This window comes from Actinacidiphila sp. DG2A-62 (assembly GCF_035825295.1).
Classification (GTDB): Bacteria; Actinomycetota; Actinomycetes; order Streptomycetales; family Streptomycetaceae; genus Actinacidiphila.
Genome location: NZ_JAYMGI010000002.1, coordinates 3,144,406 through 3,159,974, shown reverse-complemented (window position 1 = coordinate 3,159,974; position 15,569 = coordinate 3,144,406). Strand labels below are relative to the sequence as shown.

At 74.5% G+C, this 15,569-nt stretch carries 15 protein-coding genes; 8 read left to right on the top strand and 7 right to left on the bottom strand.

The window, feature by feature from the left end:
* Nucleotides 1-60: 60 nt before the first annotated feature.
* A complete protein-coding gene (hutI, locus tag VSR01_RS13860; RefSeq protein ID WP_326449524.1) occupies nucleotides 61-1,377 on the top strand; it encodes an imidazolonepropionase in 1,317 nt (438 codons plus the stop codon).
* Here hutI and VSR01_RS13855 read toward each other — a convergent pair.
* A complete protein-coding gene (locus VSR01_RS13855; RefSeq protein WP_326453648.1) occupies nucleotides 1,342-2,127 on the bottom strand; it encodes an RNA polymerase sigma factor SigF in 786 nt (261 codons plus the stop codon). The two genes, hutI and VSR01_RS13855, sit on opposite strands and share 36 nt — an antisense overlap.
* Nucleotides 2,128-2,457: 330 nt before the next feature.
* Between VSR01_RS13855 and VSR01_RS13850 the strand changes: the two genes are divergently transcribed.
* The 4 genes from VSR01_RS13850 (at nucleotide 2,458) to VSR01_RS13835 (ending at nucleotide 5,596) form a co-directional block, all read left to right on the top strand.
* Nucleotides 2,458-2,826, top strand: coding sequence for an STAS domain-containing protein (locus VSR01_RS13850; protein WP_326449523.1), 369 nt, complete (start codon nucleotides 2,458-2,460; stop codon nucleotides 2,824-2,826).
* 153 nt (nucleotides 2,827-2,979) lie between these two features.
* Entirely contained in the window at nucleotides 2,980-3,477 is a 498-nt protein-coding gene (locus VSR01_RS13845; RefSeq protein WP_326449522.1) for an ATP-binding protein, read from the top strand.
* A 163-nt stretch (nucleotides 3,478-3,640) separates the two neighbouring features.
* On the top strand, nucleotides 3,641-4,315 hold the full coding sequence (locus tag VSR01_RS13840; protein ID WP_326449521.1) for a response regulator transcription factor: 675 nt from the start codon (nucleotides 3,641-3,643) through the stop codon (nucleotides 4,313-4,315).
* A gap of 12 nt (nucleotides 4,316-4,327) precedes the next feature.
* The gene (locus VSR01_RS13835; protein ID WP_326449520.1) at nucleotides 4,328-5,596 is read left to right on the top strand and encodes an ATP-binding protein; all 1,269 of its coding nucleotides are present in this window, start codon (nucleotides 4,328-4,330) and stop codon (nucleotides 5,594-5,596) included.
* Between the two features lie 116 nt (nucleotides 5,597-5,712).
* Here the strand turns inward: VSR01_RS13835 and VSR01_RS13830 are convergent, their stop codons facing one another.
* Nucleotides 5,713-6,249 carry a GtrA family protein gene (locus tag VSR01_RS13830; RefSeq protein WP_326449519.1) on the bottom strand — a complete coding sequence of 179 codons (537 nt, stop codon included), beginning with the start codon at nucleotides 6,247-6,249 and terminating at the stop codon, nucleotides 5,713-5,715.
* Nucleotides 6,250-6,419: 170 nt separating this feature from the next.
* Here VSR01_RS13830 and VSR01_RS13825 point away from each other — a divergent pair, with 170 nt between their 5' ends.
* Both VSR01_RS13825 and purE read left to right on the top strand, forming a co-directional pair.
* Nucleotides 6,420-7,538, top strand: a complete 1,119-nt coding sequence (locus VSR01_RS13825; protein WP_442785671.1) for a 5-(carboxyamino)imidazole ribonucleotide synthase — start codon at nucleotides 6,420-6,422, stop codon at nucleotides 7,536-7,538.
* A gap of 115 nt (nucleotides 7,539-7,653) precedes the next feature.
* Nucleotides 7,654-8,151 carry a 5-(carboxyamino)imidazole ribonucleotide mutase gene (purE, locus tag VSR01_RS13820; protein ID WP_326453647.1) on the top strand — a complete coding sequence of 166 codons (498 nt, stop codon included), beginning with the start codon at nucleotides 7,654-7,656 and terminating at the stop codon, nucleotides 8,149-8,151.
* Between the two features lie 95 nt (nucleotides 8,152-8,246).
* On the opposite strand, the gene VSR01_RS13815 is transcribed toward purE, so the two are convergent.
* The gene (locus VSR01_RS13815) at nucleotides 8,247-9,296 is read right to left on the bottom strand and encodes an aldo/keto reductase (protein ID WP_326449517.1); all 1,050 of its coding nucleotides are present in this window, start codon (nucleotides 9,294-9,296) and stop codon (nucleotides 8,247-8,249) included.
* 150 nt (nucleotides 9,297-9,446) lie between these two features.
* Between VSR01_RS13815 and VSR01_RS13810 the strand changes: the two genes are divergently transcribed.
* Nucleotides 9,447-10,163, top strand: coding sequence for a TetR/AcrR family transcriptional regulator (locus VSR01_RS13810; RefSeq protein ID WP_326449516.1), 717 nt, complete (start codon nucleotides 9,447-9,449; stop codon nucleotides 10,161-10,163).
* A 171-nt stretch (nucleotides 10,164-10,334) separates the two neighbouring features.
* Here the strand turns inward: VSR01_RS13810 and VSR01_RS13805 are convergent, their stop codons facing one another.
* The 4 genes from VSR01_RS13805 to VSR01_RS13790 all read right to left on the bottom strand — a co-directional run bounded on the left by VSR01_RS13805 (nucleotide 10,335) and on the right by VSR01_RS13790 (nucleotide 15,207).
* Nucleotides 10,335-11,525 (bottom strand): dipeptidase, encoded by a 1,191-nt coding sequence (locus VSR01_RS13805; RefSeq protein ID WP_326449515.1) that lies wholly within the window; start codon nucleotides 11,523-11,525, stop codon nucleotides 10,335-10,337.
* A 165-nt stretch (nucleotides 11,526-11,690) separates the two neighbouring features.
* On the bottom strand, nucleotides 11,691-12,707 hold the full coding sequence (locus VSR01_RS13800; RefSeq protein WP_326449514.1) for a lysylphosphatidylglycerol synthase transmembrane domain-containing protein: 1,017 nt from the start codon (nucleotides 12,705-12,707) through the stop codon (nucleotides 11,691-11,693).
* 207 nt (nucleotides 12,708-12,914) lie between these two features.
* Nucleotides 12,915-14,072 (bottom strand): acyl-CoA dehydrogenase family protein, encoded by a 1,158-nt coding sequence (locus VSR01_RS13795; protein WP_326449513.1) that lies wholly within the window; start codon nucleotides 14,070-14,072, stop codon nucleotides 12,915-12,917.
* A 127-nt stretch (nucleotides 14,073-14,199) separates the two neighbouring features.
* Entirely contained in the window at nucleotides 14,200-15,207 is a 1,008-nt protein-coding gene (locus VSR01_RS13790) for an LCP family protein (protein ID WP_326449512.1), read from the bottom strand.
* Nucleotides 15,208-15,569 lie beyond the last annotated feature (362 nt).

The following is a 15,569-nucleotide window of genomic DNA, read 5'->3' as shown; positions in this document are numbered from 1 at the left end:
CCGCGCGAGCCGTACCCCAAGCCGTACCCCACCCCGACCCCCGGAGAGGACACGAGGAGCATGCCGGCCAGCACGGCGCACAGCGCCAGCACGGGCAGCACGGGCAGCCCAGGCAGCACCGCCGGCACAGGCAGCGCGGCCGACGCCGCCAGCGCCGCCAGTACCGTGATCACGAACATCGGCAGCCTGGTCACCAACGACCCCTCCCTCCTCGATCCGGACGGCAACCCCCTGGGACTGGTCCGGGACGCCGCCGTCGTCGTCGAGGGCGACCGCGTCGTCTGGACCGGCGCCTCAAGCAAAGCACCGGCCACTGACAACCGGTTCGACGCCGGCGGCCGGGCGCTGCTGCCCGGCTTCGTCGACTCCCACGCCCACCTGGTCTTCGCCGGGGAGCGCGGCGCCGAGTTCGCCGCGCGGATGTCGGGCCGCCCGTACACCGCGGGCGGCATCCGCACCACCGTCGCCGCCACCCGCGCCGCGACCGACGAGGAGCTGTCCGCGGGCGTCGCCCGGTTCATGGCCGAGGCGCTGCGGCAGGGCACCACCACCGTCGAGACCAAGTCCGGCTACGGCCTGACCGTCGAGGACGAGGAGCGGGCGCTGCGAGCGGCCCGCCGGCACACCGACGAGACCACCTACCTCGGCGCCCACGTGGTGCCGCCGGAGTTCGACGGCGACGCGGACGGCTACACCGCCCTGGTCGCGGGCGCGATGCTGGAGGCCTGCGTGCCGCACGCCCGCTGGATCGACGTCTTCTGCGAGCGCGGCGCCTTCGACGGCGACCAGACGCGTACCGTCCTGGCCGCCGGGCGGGCCCGCGGCCTCGTCCCGCGGGTGCACGCCAACCAGCTCGGCCACGGGCCCGGCGTCCAGATCGCCGTCGAGCTGGACGCGGCCTCCGCCGACCACTGCACACACCTGACCGACGCCGACGTCGAGGCGCTGGCCGACAGCGCCCGGGACCCCGGCCGGGCCGGGACGGTCGCCACGCTGCTGCCCGGCGCGGAATTCTCCACCCGCGCCGTCTACCCCGACGCGCGCAGGCTGCTGGACGCCGGCGTCACGGTGGCGCTGTCCACCGACTGCAACCCCGGCTCGTCCTTCACCACCTCGATGGCGTTCTGCGTCGCGCTGGCCGTGCGGGACATGGGCATGACGCCCGACGAGGCGGTCAGGGCCGCGACGCACGGCGGCGCGCGCGCCCTGCGCCGTACCGACGTGGGTACGGTCGCCCCGGGCGCGCGCGCCGACCTGCATCTGCTGGACGCGCCGAGCCATGTCCACCTGGCCTACCGGCCCGGTGTGCCGCTGACCGCGGCCGTCTGGCGCGGCGGGCGGCTACTCCTCGACCATCAGGCCGCGGCGCAGCCGTGACAGGGTGCGGCTCAGCAGCCGCGAGACGTGCATCTGCGAGATGCCCAGCTCCTCGCCGATCTCCGACTGCGTGAGGTTTCCCACGAAGCGCAGCGACAGGATGGCGCGGTCGCGCGGCGGCAGCTGCGCGATCAGCGGCTTGAGCGACTCGACGTACTCCACGCCCTCCAGGTCGTGGTCCTCGTAGCCGATCCGGTCCGCGAGCGCGCCCTCCGGGTCGTCCTCGGCGGGCTGCGCGTCCAGCGAGCTGGCGGTGTAGGCGTTGCTCGCCGACATGCCCTCGATGACCTCGTGCTCCGGCAGGTCCAGGCGCTCGGCCAGCTCCCGCACGGTGGGCGTGCGGTCCAGCTGCTGGGCCAGTTCGTCGCCGGCCTTCGCCAGGTCCAGCCGCAGCTCCTGGAGCCGCCGCGGCACCCGCACCGACCAGCTGGTGTCCCGGAAGAACCGCTTGATCTCGCCGACGATGGTCGGCATCGCGAAGGTCGGGAACTCCACCTCCCGGCTCAGCTCGAACCGGTCGATGGCCTTGATCAGGCCGATCGTGCCGACCTGGATGATGTCCTCCATCGGTTCGCTGCGGGTGCGGAACCGGGACGCGGCGAACTTCACCAGTGCCAGGTTCAGCTCCACCAGCGTGTTGCGCACGTACGAGTACTCCGGGCCGCCCTCCTCCAGCTCGGCCAGGCGCGCGAACAGCGTCTTGGACAGGGCGCGCGCGTCGACCGGTCCGATCTCGTCGTACGGGGGGATTTCCGGGAGCCCCTCAAGTCCTTCCGGCGCCTGCCGGCCCCGTCCGCGACGTGGGCCCCGTGGCGCTCTGCGTGCTCCTGCTCATGATCCAGGCCGAGCCGGGGTGTCATGTGCTCATCCCTCTCTTGCGGCGGGCGGTTGCTGTGCCGTAGCCGATGGCATCCTTCAGCCGTATCTCCACCCCTACCCCGTTTCCCGCGGATGTCGCAAGTTCGCCGGTGTGAAGATGCCGACTACCGCAGGATCGGCTATGTGCGTAGGGTCGGGTGGGCATGAGCAGGCGGACCTGACCAGGTGAGCCGTGATGCGCCAGAGGCAGAAGGAGCGTCCATGGACCGTGAGGCGGTCGGTACGGCCGACCTGGGCCGGTTGCATGTCGAGGTCACCCAGCGGGCCGGGTCAGCGGTCTTCACGCCGGCCGGAGAGCTGGACCACCACACCGCGGACGTGCTCGCCGTGCCGCTGGACGAGGCGATCGACGCCGGGGCGATCCGGCTCGTGATCGACTGCTCCCGGCTCGCCTTCTGCGACTCCACGGGGCTGAACGTGCTGCTCGGCGCGCGGCTGCGGGTCGCCGCGCAGGGCGGCGCCGTGCACCTGGCGGCGATGCAGCCCACGGTGGCGAGGGTGTTCGAGATCACCGGCGCGGACGCGGTGTTCGTCCTCCACGACACCGTGGAGCAGGCACTTCAGGAATAGTTCGGGGTGGGCGTCGTAAGGCGGAGCGGGGAGGGAACATGAGCGACATCGGCGGCGTACGCCGCGGTTTTCGTGGCACGCCGTACGTGTTCCGGGAGATCGACCGGGCAGAAGAATGACGGAACCGTCGGAGATCCGTGAGGTGAGGCCTAGATGAGCACCACCCGGCCCTACGCCGAGGACGACCGCGGTTCGGACACGGGCGACGCGGAAGGCGAGTCCGACGTGGGGAGTTTCGTGGTGGACCCGGTGAGGCGGCTGGCGCTCTCCGGGGAGAGCGGGATAGTGCCCAGGGCGCGTGACTTCACCCGTCAGGCGCTGCGGGACTGGGGCTGGCTGCCCGCTGCCACCGCAGATCGCAGGGCCGCCGCGGAGGACGTGCTGCTGGTCGTCTCCGAGCTGGTCACCAATGCCTGCCTGCACGCCGGCGGCCCCGAGGAGCTGCGGCTGCGGCACGGCGACAAGGCGCTGCGCATGGAGGTCGTGGACGGCGGTGCGGGCGAGCCCGCGCCGCGCACCCCGCACCGCTCGGGGCGGCCCGGCGGCCACGGCATGTTCATCGTCCAGCGGCTGTGCCTGGACTGGGGTGTGATCCGCACGGCCGACCACCCGGGCAAGACGGTCTGGGCGGAGATGGCCGCGCCCTCCTGACCGCGGCCGGTCCCGGGCGGCGCGTCCTCCCGGGACCGGGGCGCCGTCAGCCGGTGCCCGGACCAGCTCCTCCAGCGCAGCTCCGGGTCCTCCACGGCGACCGGGCCGGCCGCCGTCCGCACCTCCCGGTCGCGGCCGGGAGGTGCGGACTACCATCGAGCCCATGACCCGCGTACTTCTCGCCGAGGACGACGCATCCATCTCCGAGCCGCTCGCGCGCGCCCTGCGCCGCGAGGGCTACGAGGTCGAGGTGCGCGAGGACGGCCCCACCGCTCTGGAGACCGCGCTGCTCGGCGCCGTCGACCTGGTCGTGCTCGACCTGGGCCTGCCCGGCATGGACGGCCTCGACGTGTGCCGCCGCATCCGTACCGAGGGGCACTCTTTCCCGGTCCTGGTCCTCACCGCACGTGCGGACGAGGTCGACACCGTGGTCGGTCTGGACGCCGGCGCGGACGACTACGTCACCAAGCCGTTCCGGCTGGCCGAACTCCTCGCGCGGGTACGGGCGCTGCTGCGCCGCGGCACCACCGAGGCGGCCCAGCCCGCCACCCACGGTGTGCGGATCGACGTCGAGTCGCACCGCGCCTGGATGGGCGACGACGAACTCCAGCTCACCGCCAAGGAGTTCGACCTGCTGCGGGTGCTGGTGCGGGACGCGGGCCGGGTGGTCACCCGCGAGCAGCTGATGCGCGAGGTCTGGGACACCACCTGGTGGTCGTCCACCAAGACCCTGGACATGCACATCTCCTGGCTGCGCAAGAAGCTCGGTGACGACGCCGCCAACCCGCGCTTCATCTCCACGGTCCGCGGAGTGGGCTTCCGCTTCGAGAAGAACTGACCCGGCGCCGCCATGCGCCGTCGTCTGATCTCCTCCACGCTGGCCGTGGTGCTGGTCGTCATCGGCGTCTTCGGGATCTCGCTGGTCCTGGTGGAGTCCAGGACCATCCAGAGCAGCGCCCAGGACGGCGTGGACTCCGAGGCGGTGCGGCTCACCGGCATCGTGGAGAACCGCCTGCTGGCCGGTGAGTCGGTGGACGCCCGCGGCCTGGACCGGCAGATCGCCGACGACCGGTACGCGGTGGTCAGCGTGCCCGGCAACCCCGAGGTGCACCTGGGCAAGCGGCCCAAGGGCAAGGTGATCAGCTCCACCCAGCACGGCGACCACGGCGAGTCGGTGACGGTGGAGGAGTCGCGCTCCACGGTCAGCCAGCAGCTCGGCCGCACCCTGCTGGTCATCCTGGCGGTCGCGCTGCTCGCGGTGCTGGCCGCGGTCGCCCTCGCGGTCCGCCAGGCCCGCCGGCTGGCCAGCCCGCTCACCGACCTCGCCGAGACCGCGGAACGCCTCGGCTCCGGCGACCCGCGCCCCCGGCACCGCCGCTACGGCGTCCCGGAACTCGACCGGATCGCGGACGTGCTGGACGCCAGCGCCGAGCGGATCGGCCGGATGCTGACCGCCGAGCGGCGGCTGGCCGCGGACGCCTCGCACCAGCTGCGCACCCCGCTGACCGCGCTGTCCATGCGCCTTGAGGAGATCATGGCGACCGCCGACGACCGGGAGGCGGTGAAGGAGGAGGCGGCCATCGCGCTCGGCCAGGTGGAGCGGCTGACCGACGTGGTGCAGCGGCTGCTGACCAACTCCCGCGACCCGCGCACCGGCTCGGCGGTCGACTTCGACCTCGACGAGGTGGTCAAGCAGCAGGTCGAGGAGTGGCGCCCGGCGTACCAGGGCGAGGGCCGCTCGATGGTGCTGTCCGGAGCCCGCGGGCTGCGCGCGGTCGGCACGCCCGGCGCGGTCGCGCAGGTGCTGGCCACGCTGATCGAGAACTCGCTGATGCACGGCGCCGGCACGGTGGCGCTGCACACCCGGGTCACCGGCAACCAGGCGGTGGTCGAGGTGAGCGACGACGGGCCGGGGGTGCCGCCGGACCTGGGCGCGCGGGTCTTCGAGCGGTCGGTCAGCGGCCGCAACTCCACCGGGCTGGGCCTGGCGGTCGCCCGCGACCTGGCCGAGGCGGACGGCGGCCGGCTGGAGCTGCTCCAGCAGCGTCCGCCGGTGTTCGCGCTGTTCCTGGCGCAGGAGATCGTGCCGCCCGCGCCGCGCGAGGAGGTCATCGGCTGAGGCGGGCCGCCGGGGCGTCGCAGGCGCGCCCGCCGCGACGGCGCCGGCCCCGTGGACTCAGCGGCTGCTGCTCCGGCCCCGCGGAACTCAGCGGCTGCCGCGCCGCCCCCGTGGACTCAGCGGCTGCCGCGCCGGGCGATCGCCCGCTGCCGCGGCTTGGCCTGCGCGAGGATCGCCTCGGCCTGCTCGACCGCCTCGCGGGCCGGCAGCGCCCGGAACACCCAGGTCCGGTAGGACCAGAAGCGGAACAGCGTCGCGACGCCGATGCCGACGAACTTGAAGATGTTGCTCTGCAGCTGGCTGTCCCAGTGGAAGCCGTACGTGGCCAGATAGAGCACGCCGTTCTCGATCACCAGGCCGACCGCGCTGAACAGCAGGAACAGGCTCAGCTCCTTGGTGCGCCCGGCCTTGTCGCGGTCACGGTAGGTGAAGTACCGGAAGCCCACGTAGTTGAAGACGATCGCGATGACCGTCGCCAGGATCGACGCGCGCACGGTCTGCAGCCCGGTGTTGTGCCGCAGCAGGTTGAACGCCCCGATGTTGACCAGGACGCCCGCCGCGCCGACCGCTCCGAACTTCGCGATCTCGCGGTAGAGCAGGTCCAGCCGCGAACGCAGTCCGTGCCGTTCGCGGTGATCGCGCCGTTCGCTCATGTGTCGCTCGGCCCTGTCTGTGGGAATGGTGGTGCTCCTTGCCCACCTCATGCTAACCGCCCGGTGCGAAAATACGGCGATCGGCGGCCGTCGACCGCCGAGGCGGCGGCCGGTGCTGCGGCCGTCCCCAGGCGGATACCCTGGTCAGCGTGACATATCCCGTAGTCGGCATGGTCGGAGGCGGCCAGCTCGCCCGTATGACGCACGAGGCGGGCATCCCGCTCGGCATCCGCTTCAAGATCCTCAGCGACACCCCGCAGGACTCCGCCGCGCAGGTGGTCGCGGACGTCACCGTCGGTGACTACCGCGACCTGGAGACGCTGCGCGCCTTCGCCGCCGGGTGCGACGTCCTCACCTTCGACCACGAGCACGTGCCGTCCGCGCACCTGCGCGCCCTGGAAGCGGACGGCGTCGTGGTCCGGCCCGGCGCCGAGGCGCTGGTGCACGCCCAGGACAAGGGCGTCATGCGCACCCGGCTCGCCGAGATCGGCGTCGCGTGCCCGCGCAACCGCATCGTCGCCGACCCGGCGGACGCCGCCGCCTTCGCCGAGTCGGTGGGCGGCTGGCCGATCGTGCTGAAGACGGTGCGCGGCGGCTACGACGGCAAGGGCGTGTGGGTGGTCGGCTCGCGGGAGGAGGCTGCCGAGCCCTTCCGCGCCGGAGTGCCGGTGCTCGCCGAGGAGAAGGTCGACTTCGTCCGGGAGCTGGCGGCCAACGTGGTGCGCTCGCCGCACGGCCAGGCGGTGGCCTACCCGGTGGTCGAGTCGATCCAGGTGGACGGCGTGTGCGACACGGTGATCGCGCCCGCGCCCGACCTCGCGCCCGAACTGTCCGCGCAGGCGCAGCAGCTCGCGCTGACCGTGGCCCGGGAACTGGGCGTGGTCGGGCACCTGGCGGTCGAGCTGTTCGAGACCGCGGACGGCCGGGTGCTGGTCAACGAGCTGGCGATGCGCCCGCACAACAGCGGCCACTGGACCATGGACGGCGCGGCCACCTCGCAGTTCGCCAACCACCTGCGCGCGGTCCTGGACCTGCCGCTGGGCGACCCGCGCCCGCGGGCCCGATGGACGGTGATGGCCAACGTGCTCGGCGGCGACTTCCCCGACATGTACCCGGCCTACCTGCACTGCATGGCCCGCGACCCCGGGCTGAAGATCCACATGTACGGCAAGGACGTGAAGCCCGGCCGCAAGGTCGGCCACGTCACCACCTACGGCGACGACCTGGCCGAGGTGCGCGAGCGCGCCCGCCACGCGGCCGACTACCTGCGAGGAACCATCGATGAGTGAAGCGCCCGCGTCCCCGGCGTCCGCGTCGTCGTCCGCGTCCGCCGCCTCTGCCGGTTCGGCGGGCCCGGCGGCTTCGGCGGCCGGGTCCGGCGCGTCTCCGCTGGTGGGCATCGTGATGGGCTCGGACTCCGACTGGCCGGTCATGGAGGCCGCGGCGAAGGCGCTGGACGAGTTCGCGGTGCCGTACGAGGTCGACGTGGTCTCCGCGCACCGCATGGCGCACGCGATGGTCGCCTACGGCGAGGAGGCCGCCGACCGCGGGCTGAAGGCGATCATCGCCGGCGCGGGCGGCGCGGCGCACCTGCCGGGCATGCTCGCCTCGGTCACGCCGCTGCCGGTGATCGGCGTGCCGGTGCCGCTGAAGTACCTCGACGGCATGGACTCACTGCTGTCCATCGTGCAGATGCCGGCCGGCGTCCCGGTCGCCACCGTGTCCATCGGCGGGGCGCGCAACGCGGGACTGCTGGCCGCGCGCATCCTGGCCGCCCACGACCCCGAACTGCTCGCGCGCATGCGCGAGTTCCAGGCGTCCCTGACCGAGGCGGCCACCGACAAGGGCCGCAGGCTGCGGGCGAAGGTCGGCGGCGGTTCGGGCTTCGGCTTCGGCCAGTAGCCCGCCGCCGCCCGGTCCGCTCGTCCGCTCGGGCCACCCGGTCCGCTTGGTCCGCCCAGCCCCCCTGGCCGCCCCGGCCCTCGACCGCCGGCGCCTCAGACCACCGGCACCGGGTGGCGGCGTACGCGTGCGCCGGGGCCGCCGAGGATCGAGGGCAGGGCGGCGGCCACCGGGTCGTGCGGGGTGCCGAGCGCGACCGCGCTCGCCCGTTCCAGCCGCTCGTAGTGCGCGTCGTCCAGGTCGAGGTCCAACGCGCCCAGGTACGCGTCCAGTTGCGCGGTCGTGCGCGGGCCGACCACCGGGACGAAGGCGGTGGCCGAGCGCGCGGCCCGCGCCCTCAGCCAGGCCACGGACACCTGCGCGGCGCCGGCGCCGGTCTCTTGCGCGACCGCCAGCACCTCGTCCAGCACCGCCGCGGTGTGCGCGTCCTCCTCCCGCACCGCGCCGCGCCGCTTGCGCAGGCTGTCCTCGCCGCGCCGGTGCTTGCCGGTCAGCAGACCGCCGGCCAGCGGGCCGTAGAGCGCCGCGCCGAGGCCGAACGCCTCGGCCATCGGCAGCAGTTCGCGCTCGGCGGTGCGCTCGGCGAGGCTGTACTCGACCTGGATGCCGACGATGCGCGCCCGGTCGCGCAGGTCGGCGGCCGTGGCGGCGGCGGCCACCCGCCAGGCCGGGAAGTTGGACAGGCCGCCGTGCAGGATCTTGCCGGCCCTGACCAGGTCGTCGAAGGCCGCGACGATCTCCGCGACGGGTGTCAGCCCGTCCGGCAGGTGCGCCCAGTACACGTCCACGTAGTCGGTCCCGAGCCGGCGCAGGCTCGCCTCCAGCGAACGGACCATCGTCCTGCGGTCGTTGCCGGCGGCGCCGGCGCCGGTGCGCTCGCCGCTGCCGCGGGTGTACTTGGTCGCCAGTACGAAGGCGTCCCGGTCGGCGCCGAGCAGGCCGCCGAGCACCGTCTCGGACGTGCCGCCCTGGTACGCGTCGGCGGTGTCGACGAAGGTGCCGCCGGCCTCGGCGAAGGCGTGGAAGATCGCGGCGGCCTCCTCGGGCCCCGCGCCGGCGCCAGGACCGGTCCCGAAGGTGGCGGTGCCGAGCGCGTACTCGGACACGCGCAGGCCGGTGTGCCGGCCGAACGTGGTGTGGTCCATGGGGTCGTCCCCTCCAAAACCGGAATCAGATTCCCCCACCCTACCGGAACCGGATTCCGGTAGGGTGGGGGCAGCGCGCGGGCCGGGTCCGCGCGTGCGCCGGACGGGACGTGACGCCCGCGGCGGCCCTGTGCGGGAGGAGGCGGCGGCGTGGACGCGAGGCGGGCGCCCGGACGCGTGGAGGCCGCGCGGGACCCCGGGGCCGGGACCGCGGCTACGGGAGCCCCGGGCACCGCGACCGCGCCGGGTTCCGAGGGCGCGGCGGAGCCCGCGACCGGGCCGCGGAAGCCGCGGCGGGCGCAGGCCCTGCGCAACCGGGAGGCGCTCGTGGCGGTGGCGCGGGAGGCGTTCGCGGCCGGGGAGGCGGACATCCGGGTCGAGGAGATCGCGCGGCGCGCGGGCGTCGGGGTCGGCACCTTCTACCGGCACTTCTCGACCCGCGAGGGCATCGTCGAGGCCGTCTACGACCAGCGGGTGCGCGATCTGTGCGCCGCCGCGCCGGGGCTGCTGGAGACCCTGCCGCCGCAGGACGCGATCGCGGCCTTCCTGCAGCAGCTCGTCGACCACGCGGCCGGGAGCCGCAGCACCGCGGTCGCGCTGAAGGCGGTCATGGACCTCGGCTCGCCCGTCTTCCCGCGGGCCCGCGCGGACATGATCGACGCGCTCGGGCACCTGATGTCCGCGGCGGTCGCCGCGGGCGCGATCCGTGCGGACATCGGCCCCGAGACCCTCTTCCGGGCCATGAGCGGCATCTGCTCCTCGCACGACCAGCCCGGCTGGGAGCCCGAGGCGCGGTCCATCGTCCGCCTGCTCTGCGCGGGCCTGGCCGCGCCGGCCCAGGGCGCGGCGACGCCCGGCGAGCGCTGAGCCCGGCGCGGACCGGGCGTGCGCGCCGGAAGGCTCGCGGGGCCGGGGCCGGGGCCGGTGGCCGGGGGCTGCGCGCCGCTGGGTGGCGGGCCCGGGGGCCTCGCCCCGCGGGGTGGCGCGCCGGAGGGCCGCGCGCCGGGGCCGGCGGGCCGGGAGGTGGCGGGCCGGGCCTCAGCCCTTGCCGTCGAGTCGGCCGATCGTCGCCGCGGACGGCTCGCGCCGCGCCCGCAGCGCCACCGCCGCCGACTGCGCGTCGCGCAGCACCCGCAGCGCGTTGTCCCAGGTGAGCTTCGCCAGGTCCGCCTCGGACCAGCCGCGGCGCAGGAGTTCGGCGATCAGGTTCGGGTAGCCGGCGACGTCGTCCAGGCCGCGCGGGGTGAAGGCGGTGCCGTCGAAGTCGCCGCCGATGCCGATGTGGTCGATGCCGGCGACCTCCCGCATGTGGTCCAGGTGGTCGGCGACCGTCGCCTCGGTGGCGACCGGGCGCGGGTGCGCGGCCTCGAAGGCGCGCTGCACGGCCATGCCCTCCGGCGTCGTGTCCAGCGCGTGGAAGCCGTGCGCGGCCATGTTGGCGTCGGCCGCCTCGGTCCACTCGATGGCCGCGGGCAGGATGAACTTCGGCACGAACGTGGCCATCGCCACGCCGCCGTTGGCCGGGAGCTGGGCGAGCACGTCGTCGGGGACGTTGCGGACGTGGTCGCAGACCGCGCGGGCGGAGGAGTGCGAGAACAGCACCGGCGCCTCGGTGACGCGCAGCGCGGCGCGCATGGTGTCGGGCGAGACGTGCGAGAGGTCCACGAGCATCCCGAGCCGGTTCATCTCACGGACCACCTCCTCGCCGAACGCGGTCAGCCCGCCCGCCTTCGGCTCGTCGGTCGCCGAGTCCGCCCAGGGGGTGTTGTCGTTGTGGGTGAGCGTCATGTAGCGCACGCCCAGGTCGTACAGCTGCCGCAGCACACCGAGCGAGCAGTCGATCGAGTGGCCGCCCTCGGCGCCGAGCAGCGAGGCGATCCGGCCGTCGGCGCGCGCGGCCTCGACCCCGTCGGCGTCGAAGGCCAGCCGCAGGTCGTCGGGGTGGCGCGCGGCCAGCCGCTTGACCAGGTCGATCTGCTCCAGCGTCGCGGTGACGGCCGCGCCGCCCGTCAGCTCGCACGACACGTACACCGACCAGAACTGCGCGCCCACGCCGCCGCGGCGCAGCCGGGGGATGTCGGTGTGCGTCCGGCCGCTCTGGTCGGCGGCGATGTCGAGGCGGTCCAGGTCGTACGCCACCTGGTGCCGGAACTGCGAGGGCAGGTCGTTGTGCCCGTCCACGACGGGGTGGGCGGCCAGCAGCTCGGAAGCGCGCGCGAGGTAGTCCATGCCCGCCACCCTAACGATGCCGGTCCGGCGCGGGCGGGCGGCGTCCGCGGGCGCGCCCGGGCCGCCGGGTCCTCCCGCGGACACCGGCCCGGCGCACCGGCCCGGCGCACCGGCCCGCGCACCGCCCGGCCCCGGTCGCGGCCGTCGCCGGCGGCCCGGCGGCCGTCACAGCACACCGCGGCGCACCAGCGTGCTCAGGGCGAGCGCCGCCGCCGGCAGCGGCAGCCACACGGTGATCAGCCGGAAGCCGAGGACCGCCGAGGCCGCCGTGGCGGTGGGGGAGCCCGCGGCGACCAGGGCGACGGTCAGCGCCGCGTCGACCGAGCCGATGCCGCCCGGCGAGGGCACCACCGTGGCCAGGCAGGTCGCCGCGAGGTAGGCGAGGGCGACGTGGGCGGCCGGCACCGGCATGTCGAGCGCCAGCGCCACCGCGGCCATCGCGCCCGCCTGGAGCAGCGGGAAGGCCAGCGAGCCACCCCACAGCGCCAGCGCACGCGCCGGGCGGCGGTGCACCGCGCGGGCGTCGGCCAGCGCGCCGGCCAGGAAGCCCGCCACGGCGCGCCGCACCCGCCGCATCGCCACGAGCACGACCGCCGCGACCGCGGGCGCCAGCGCCGCGCCCGCCACCAGCAGCACCAGAGCGGCGCCGTGCGGCGCGGACACCGTGCCGCCGGCGTGCAGCGCGTGCGGGAAGGCGGCCAGCAGCACCAGCAGCAGGAAGACCCGCGCGGCCGACTCCGCCAGCGAGTACAGCGCGAGCGCCGCGGTGGAGCGGGCCGGCGGCAGCCCCCGGGTGCGCAGGAAGCGCAGGTTGACCGCGCTCGCGCCGATCCCGGCGGGCGCGAGCTGTCCGGCGGCGGTGGCGGCGAACTGTGTGGCCAGCAGGGTCCCGGCGGGCAGCGGTTCGAGCACCGTGCCCTGCCGCGCGACCGCGTTGGCCGCCCAGCCGAGGGCCGTCGCGGCGATCGCGGCCAGCAGCCACAGCGGATGCGCGCCGAGCAGCCGCCGTACGCCGTCGGCCACCACCGGCCAGTGCCAGGCGATCCAGCCGCCGACCAGCACGGCGGGGGCGAGCCCCGCGAGCGTGCGCCACGGCGCCCGCCGCCGCGCGCCCTCGGACGACCGCGCGGCCGGCGGTCCTGCCGGCCGCGGGCCCGCTGCCTCGGGGCCGGCTGCCCGCATGACCACCCCCGGCCGTCTCGCCCGCTCGGCCGGCCGCGGCCGGCCCGACGCCCGGCAGCCTCGCGCCTGCGGGCGACACCCGGGCGACCCCGCGCCGAGCACCGTCCGACGCCCCGGTGTCCTTACGGTGCGCCGGCGCGGTACTGCCGACTCCTCGTCCGCCGCGGGTGGTCGCGGCGACGGGAGCCCGCCGCGTGCGGCCGTCCGCTACGGCAGGTTGCGGGCCATCACGATGCGCTGGACCTGGTTGGTGCCCTCGTAGATCTGCGTGATTTTGGCGTCGCGCATCATCCGCTCGACCGGGTAGTCGCGGGTGTAGCCGTAGCCGCCGAGGAGCTGCACGGCGTCGGTGGTGATGTCCATCGCGACGTCGGAGGCGTAGCACTTGGCGGCGGCGCCGAAGAAGGTGAGGTCGGCGTCCACGCGCTCGGACTTCGCGGCGGCGGCGTAGGTCAGCTGGCGGGCGGCCTCCAGCTTCATCGCCATGTCGGCCAGCATGAACTGGATGCCCTGGAAGTCCGCGATGGCCTTGCCGAACTGCTTGCGCTCCTTGACGTAGCCCTTGGCGTAGTCGAGGGCGCCCTGGGCGATGCCGAGGGCCTGCGCGGCGATGGTGATCCGGGTGTGGTCCAGGGTCTTCATGGCGGTGGCGAACCCGGTGCCCTCCGCGCCGATCAGCCGGTCGGCCGGGATGCGCACGTTGTCGAAGTAGACCTCGCGGGTCGGCGAGCCCTTGATGCCGAGCTTCTTCTCCGGCGCGCCGAACGACACGCCCTCGTCGCCCTTCTCCACCACGAACGCCGAGATGCCCTTGGAGCGCTTGTCCGGGTCGGTGACCGCCATGACGGTGTAGAAGTCCGAGACGCCCGCGTTGGTGATCCAGCGCTTGACGCCGTCGAGGACGTAGAAGTCGCCGTCGCGCACCGCGCGGGTCTTCATCCCGGCCGCGTCGGAACCCGCCTCCGGCTCGGACAGGCAGTACGAGAACATGCCCTCGCCGCGCGCCAGCGCGCCCAGGTACCGCGCCTTCAGCTCCGGCGAGCCGGACAGCTGCACCGGCAGCGAGCCCAGCTTGTTGACCGCCGGGATCAGCGAGGAGGAGGCGCACACGCGGGCGATCTCCTCGATCACGATCACCGTGGAGAGCGCGTCGGCGCCCGCGCCGCCGAACTCCTCCGGCACGTGCACGGCGTGCAGGTCGTTGGCCTCCAGCGCCTCGCGCGCCTCCTGCGGGAAGCGCGCCTGCTCGTCGACCTCGGCCGCGAAGGGGGCGATCTTGGCCTCGGCGAGCGAGCGGACCGCGTCCCGGAGCATGTCATGCTCCTCGGAGGTCCGGAAGAAGTCGAAATCGGAGGTTCCGGCCACTGAGTCTCACTCCCCGGGTGCTAACTACCGTTAAGTAACCCCACGATCCTAGGTGCGCGGGGGCGGTGCCGCGTACGGGCGCGACACGTGAGCTTCACGACACCGCCCGGCCCGCCCGCCGGTGGTCTCACGACACCTTGTCGCCGAGCGAGTCCAGGGTGTGCGTCGCCACGTACGTGTCCATGGTGTCGTTGCGCAGCGCTTCCCACAGCTCCGACGTGCCGTTGGGGTCCAGCAGCACCACCGACTGCCTGGCGATGGTGTCGAAACCGGCCACCGGCGCGTTCATGAAGACCATGTCCGAGGAGCGCACACCGCGCATCTTCCACACCAGGCCGCGCAGGTCGGAGTCCGACAGCCGGTCGTCCACGCTGACCACCGAGGTCACCTGGTCCAGCGTCCGCTTGAGCTTGAGCGGGTTGGAGAAGGTGCCGCCGGAGAGCATCTTGGACAGCACCGCGCGCAGGAAGTTCTGCTGGCGGTGGGTGCGGTCGAGGTCGCCGCGCGGCAGGCCGTACCGCTCGCGTACGTAGTCCAGGCCGTCCGCGCCGTCCATGTGGTGGGTGCCGGCGGTCCAGTAGCCCCCGGGGCCGTTGTATCTCCTGACCGTCTTGTCCACGGTGATGTCGACGCCGCCGACCGCGTCCGTCAGCTTCTTGAAGCCGCTCCAGTCGATCACCGCCAGGTGGTCGACGGTCACCTTGGTCAGCCGCTGCACGGTGTCGATCAGCAGCGGCGGGCCGCCCCAGGAGAAGGCGGCGTTGAGCTTCGCCCTGCCGTGGCCGGGGATGTCCACCCAGGAGTCGCGGGGGAGCGAGACGACATAGGCGTGTTTGTGGTCGGCGGGGAGGTGGACCAGCATCATCGTGTCGCTGCGCTGGGCGCCCGGCTTCCACTCCGGCGCCTTCGCGTCCTTGCCGGTGGTCGGCAGGTCCGAGCGCGCGTCGACGCCGACCAGCAGGAACGTCTGGCTGCCGTCCTTCGACGGCGGGGGCAGCGCCGAGGCCGGCACGTTCGTGGGGAAGACGTTGGCGATGCGCTGGACCCGGCCGGTGTAGTGCTCGTACGCCCAGAAGACCGTGCCCGCGACCAGCAGCACGCCGGTGCACAGCAGGATCAGCGCGCCCAGCAGCACCCGCCGGGTACGCCGCCGGCGCCGCGCCCGCCGGGCGGGGGCGTCGGGATCGTCGGGGTCGTCGGGGCTGTCCGGGTCGTGGGGGTCCTGGGGGTCCTGGGGGTCCTCGGGGCTGTCGGCGTCCTCGGGGGTCTCGGGGCCGCCGGGCGGCGGGAGTTCGGGGCCGGGGCCGGAGTCCTGTTGTGGCAGGGAGGCACGGGCGCCCCCGTCCGTGGCCGCTTCCTCCGGCTCCGCCGCCGGCCCGGCCCTGCACCCGCCGGCCCTGCCCCCGCCGCCCCCGCCGGCCCTGCCCCCGCCGTACCGCCTTGCGCCACACCGCCGACTGCGGCGTCCGTCCCCTCGGCCACGATGCGCTCCCCACG

What these genes read in the sequence shown, in the direction of transcription:
- hutI (WP_326449524.1), top strand. Translation starts at nt 61, where the DNA reads ATGCCGGCCAGCACGGCGCACAGCGCCAGCACGGGCAGCACGGGCAGC.
- VSR01_RS13850 (WP_326449523.1), top strand. Translation starts at nt 2,458, where the DNA reads ATGGACCGTGAGGCGGTCGGTACGGCCGACCTGGGCCGGTTGCATGTC.
- VSR01_RS13845 (WP_326449522.1), top strand. Translation starts at nt 2,980, where the DNA reads ATGAGCACCACCCGGCCCTACGCCGAGGACGACCGCGGTTCGGACACG.
- VSR01_RS13840 (WP_326449521.1), top strand. Translation starts at nt 3,641, where the DNA reads ATGACCCGCGTACTTCTCGCCGAGGACGACGCATCCATCTCCGAGCCG.
- VSR01_RS13835 (WP_326449520.1), top strand. Translation starts at nt 4,328, where the DNA reads ATGCGCCGTCGTCTGATCTCCTCCACGCTGGCCGTGGTGCTGGTCGTC.
- VSR01_RS13830 (WP_326449519.1), bottom strand. Translation starts at nt 6,249, where the DNA reads ATGAGCGAACGGCGCGATCACCGCGAACGGCACGGACTGCGTTCGCGG.
- VSR01_RS13825 (WP_442785671.1), top strand. Translation starts at nt 6,420, where the DNA reads ATGGTCGGAGGCGGCCAGCTCGCCCGTATGACGCACGAGGCGGGCATC.
- purE (WP_326453647.1), top strand. Translation starts at nt 7,654, where the DNA reads ATGGGCTCGGACTCCGACTGGCCGGTCATGGAGGCCGCGGCGAAGGCG.
- VSR01_RS13815 (WP_326449517.1), bottom strand. Translation starts at nt 9,296, where the DNA reads ATGGACCACACCACGTTCGGCCGGCACACCGGCCTGCGCGTGTCCGAG.
- VSR01_RS13805 (WP_326449515.1), bottom strand. Translation starts at nt 11,525, where the DNA reads ATGGACTACCTCGCGCGCGCTTCCGAGCTGCTGGCCGCCCACCCCGTC.
- VSR01_RS13800 (WP_326449514.1), bottom strand. Translation starts at nt 12,707, where the DNA reads ATGCGGGCAGCCGGCCCCGAGGCAGCGGGCCCGCGGCCGGCAGGACCG.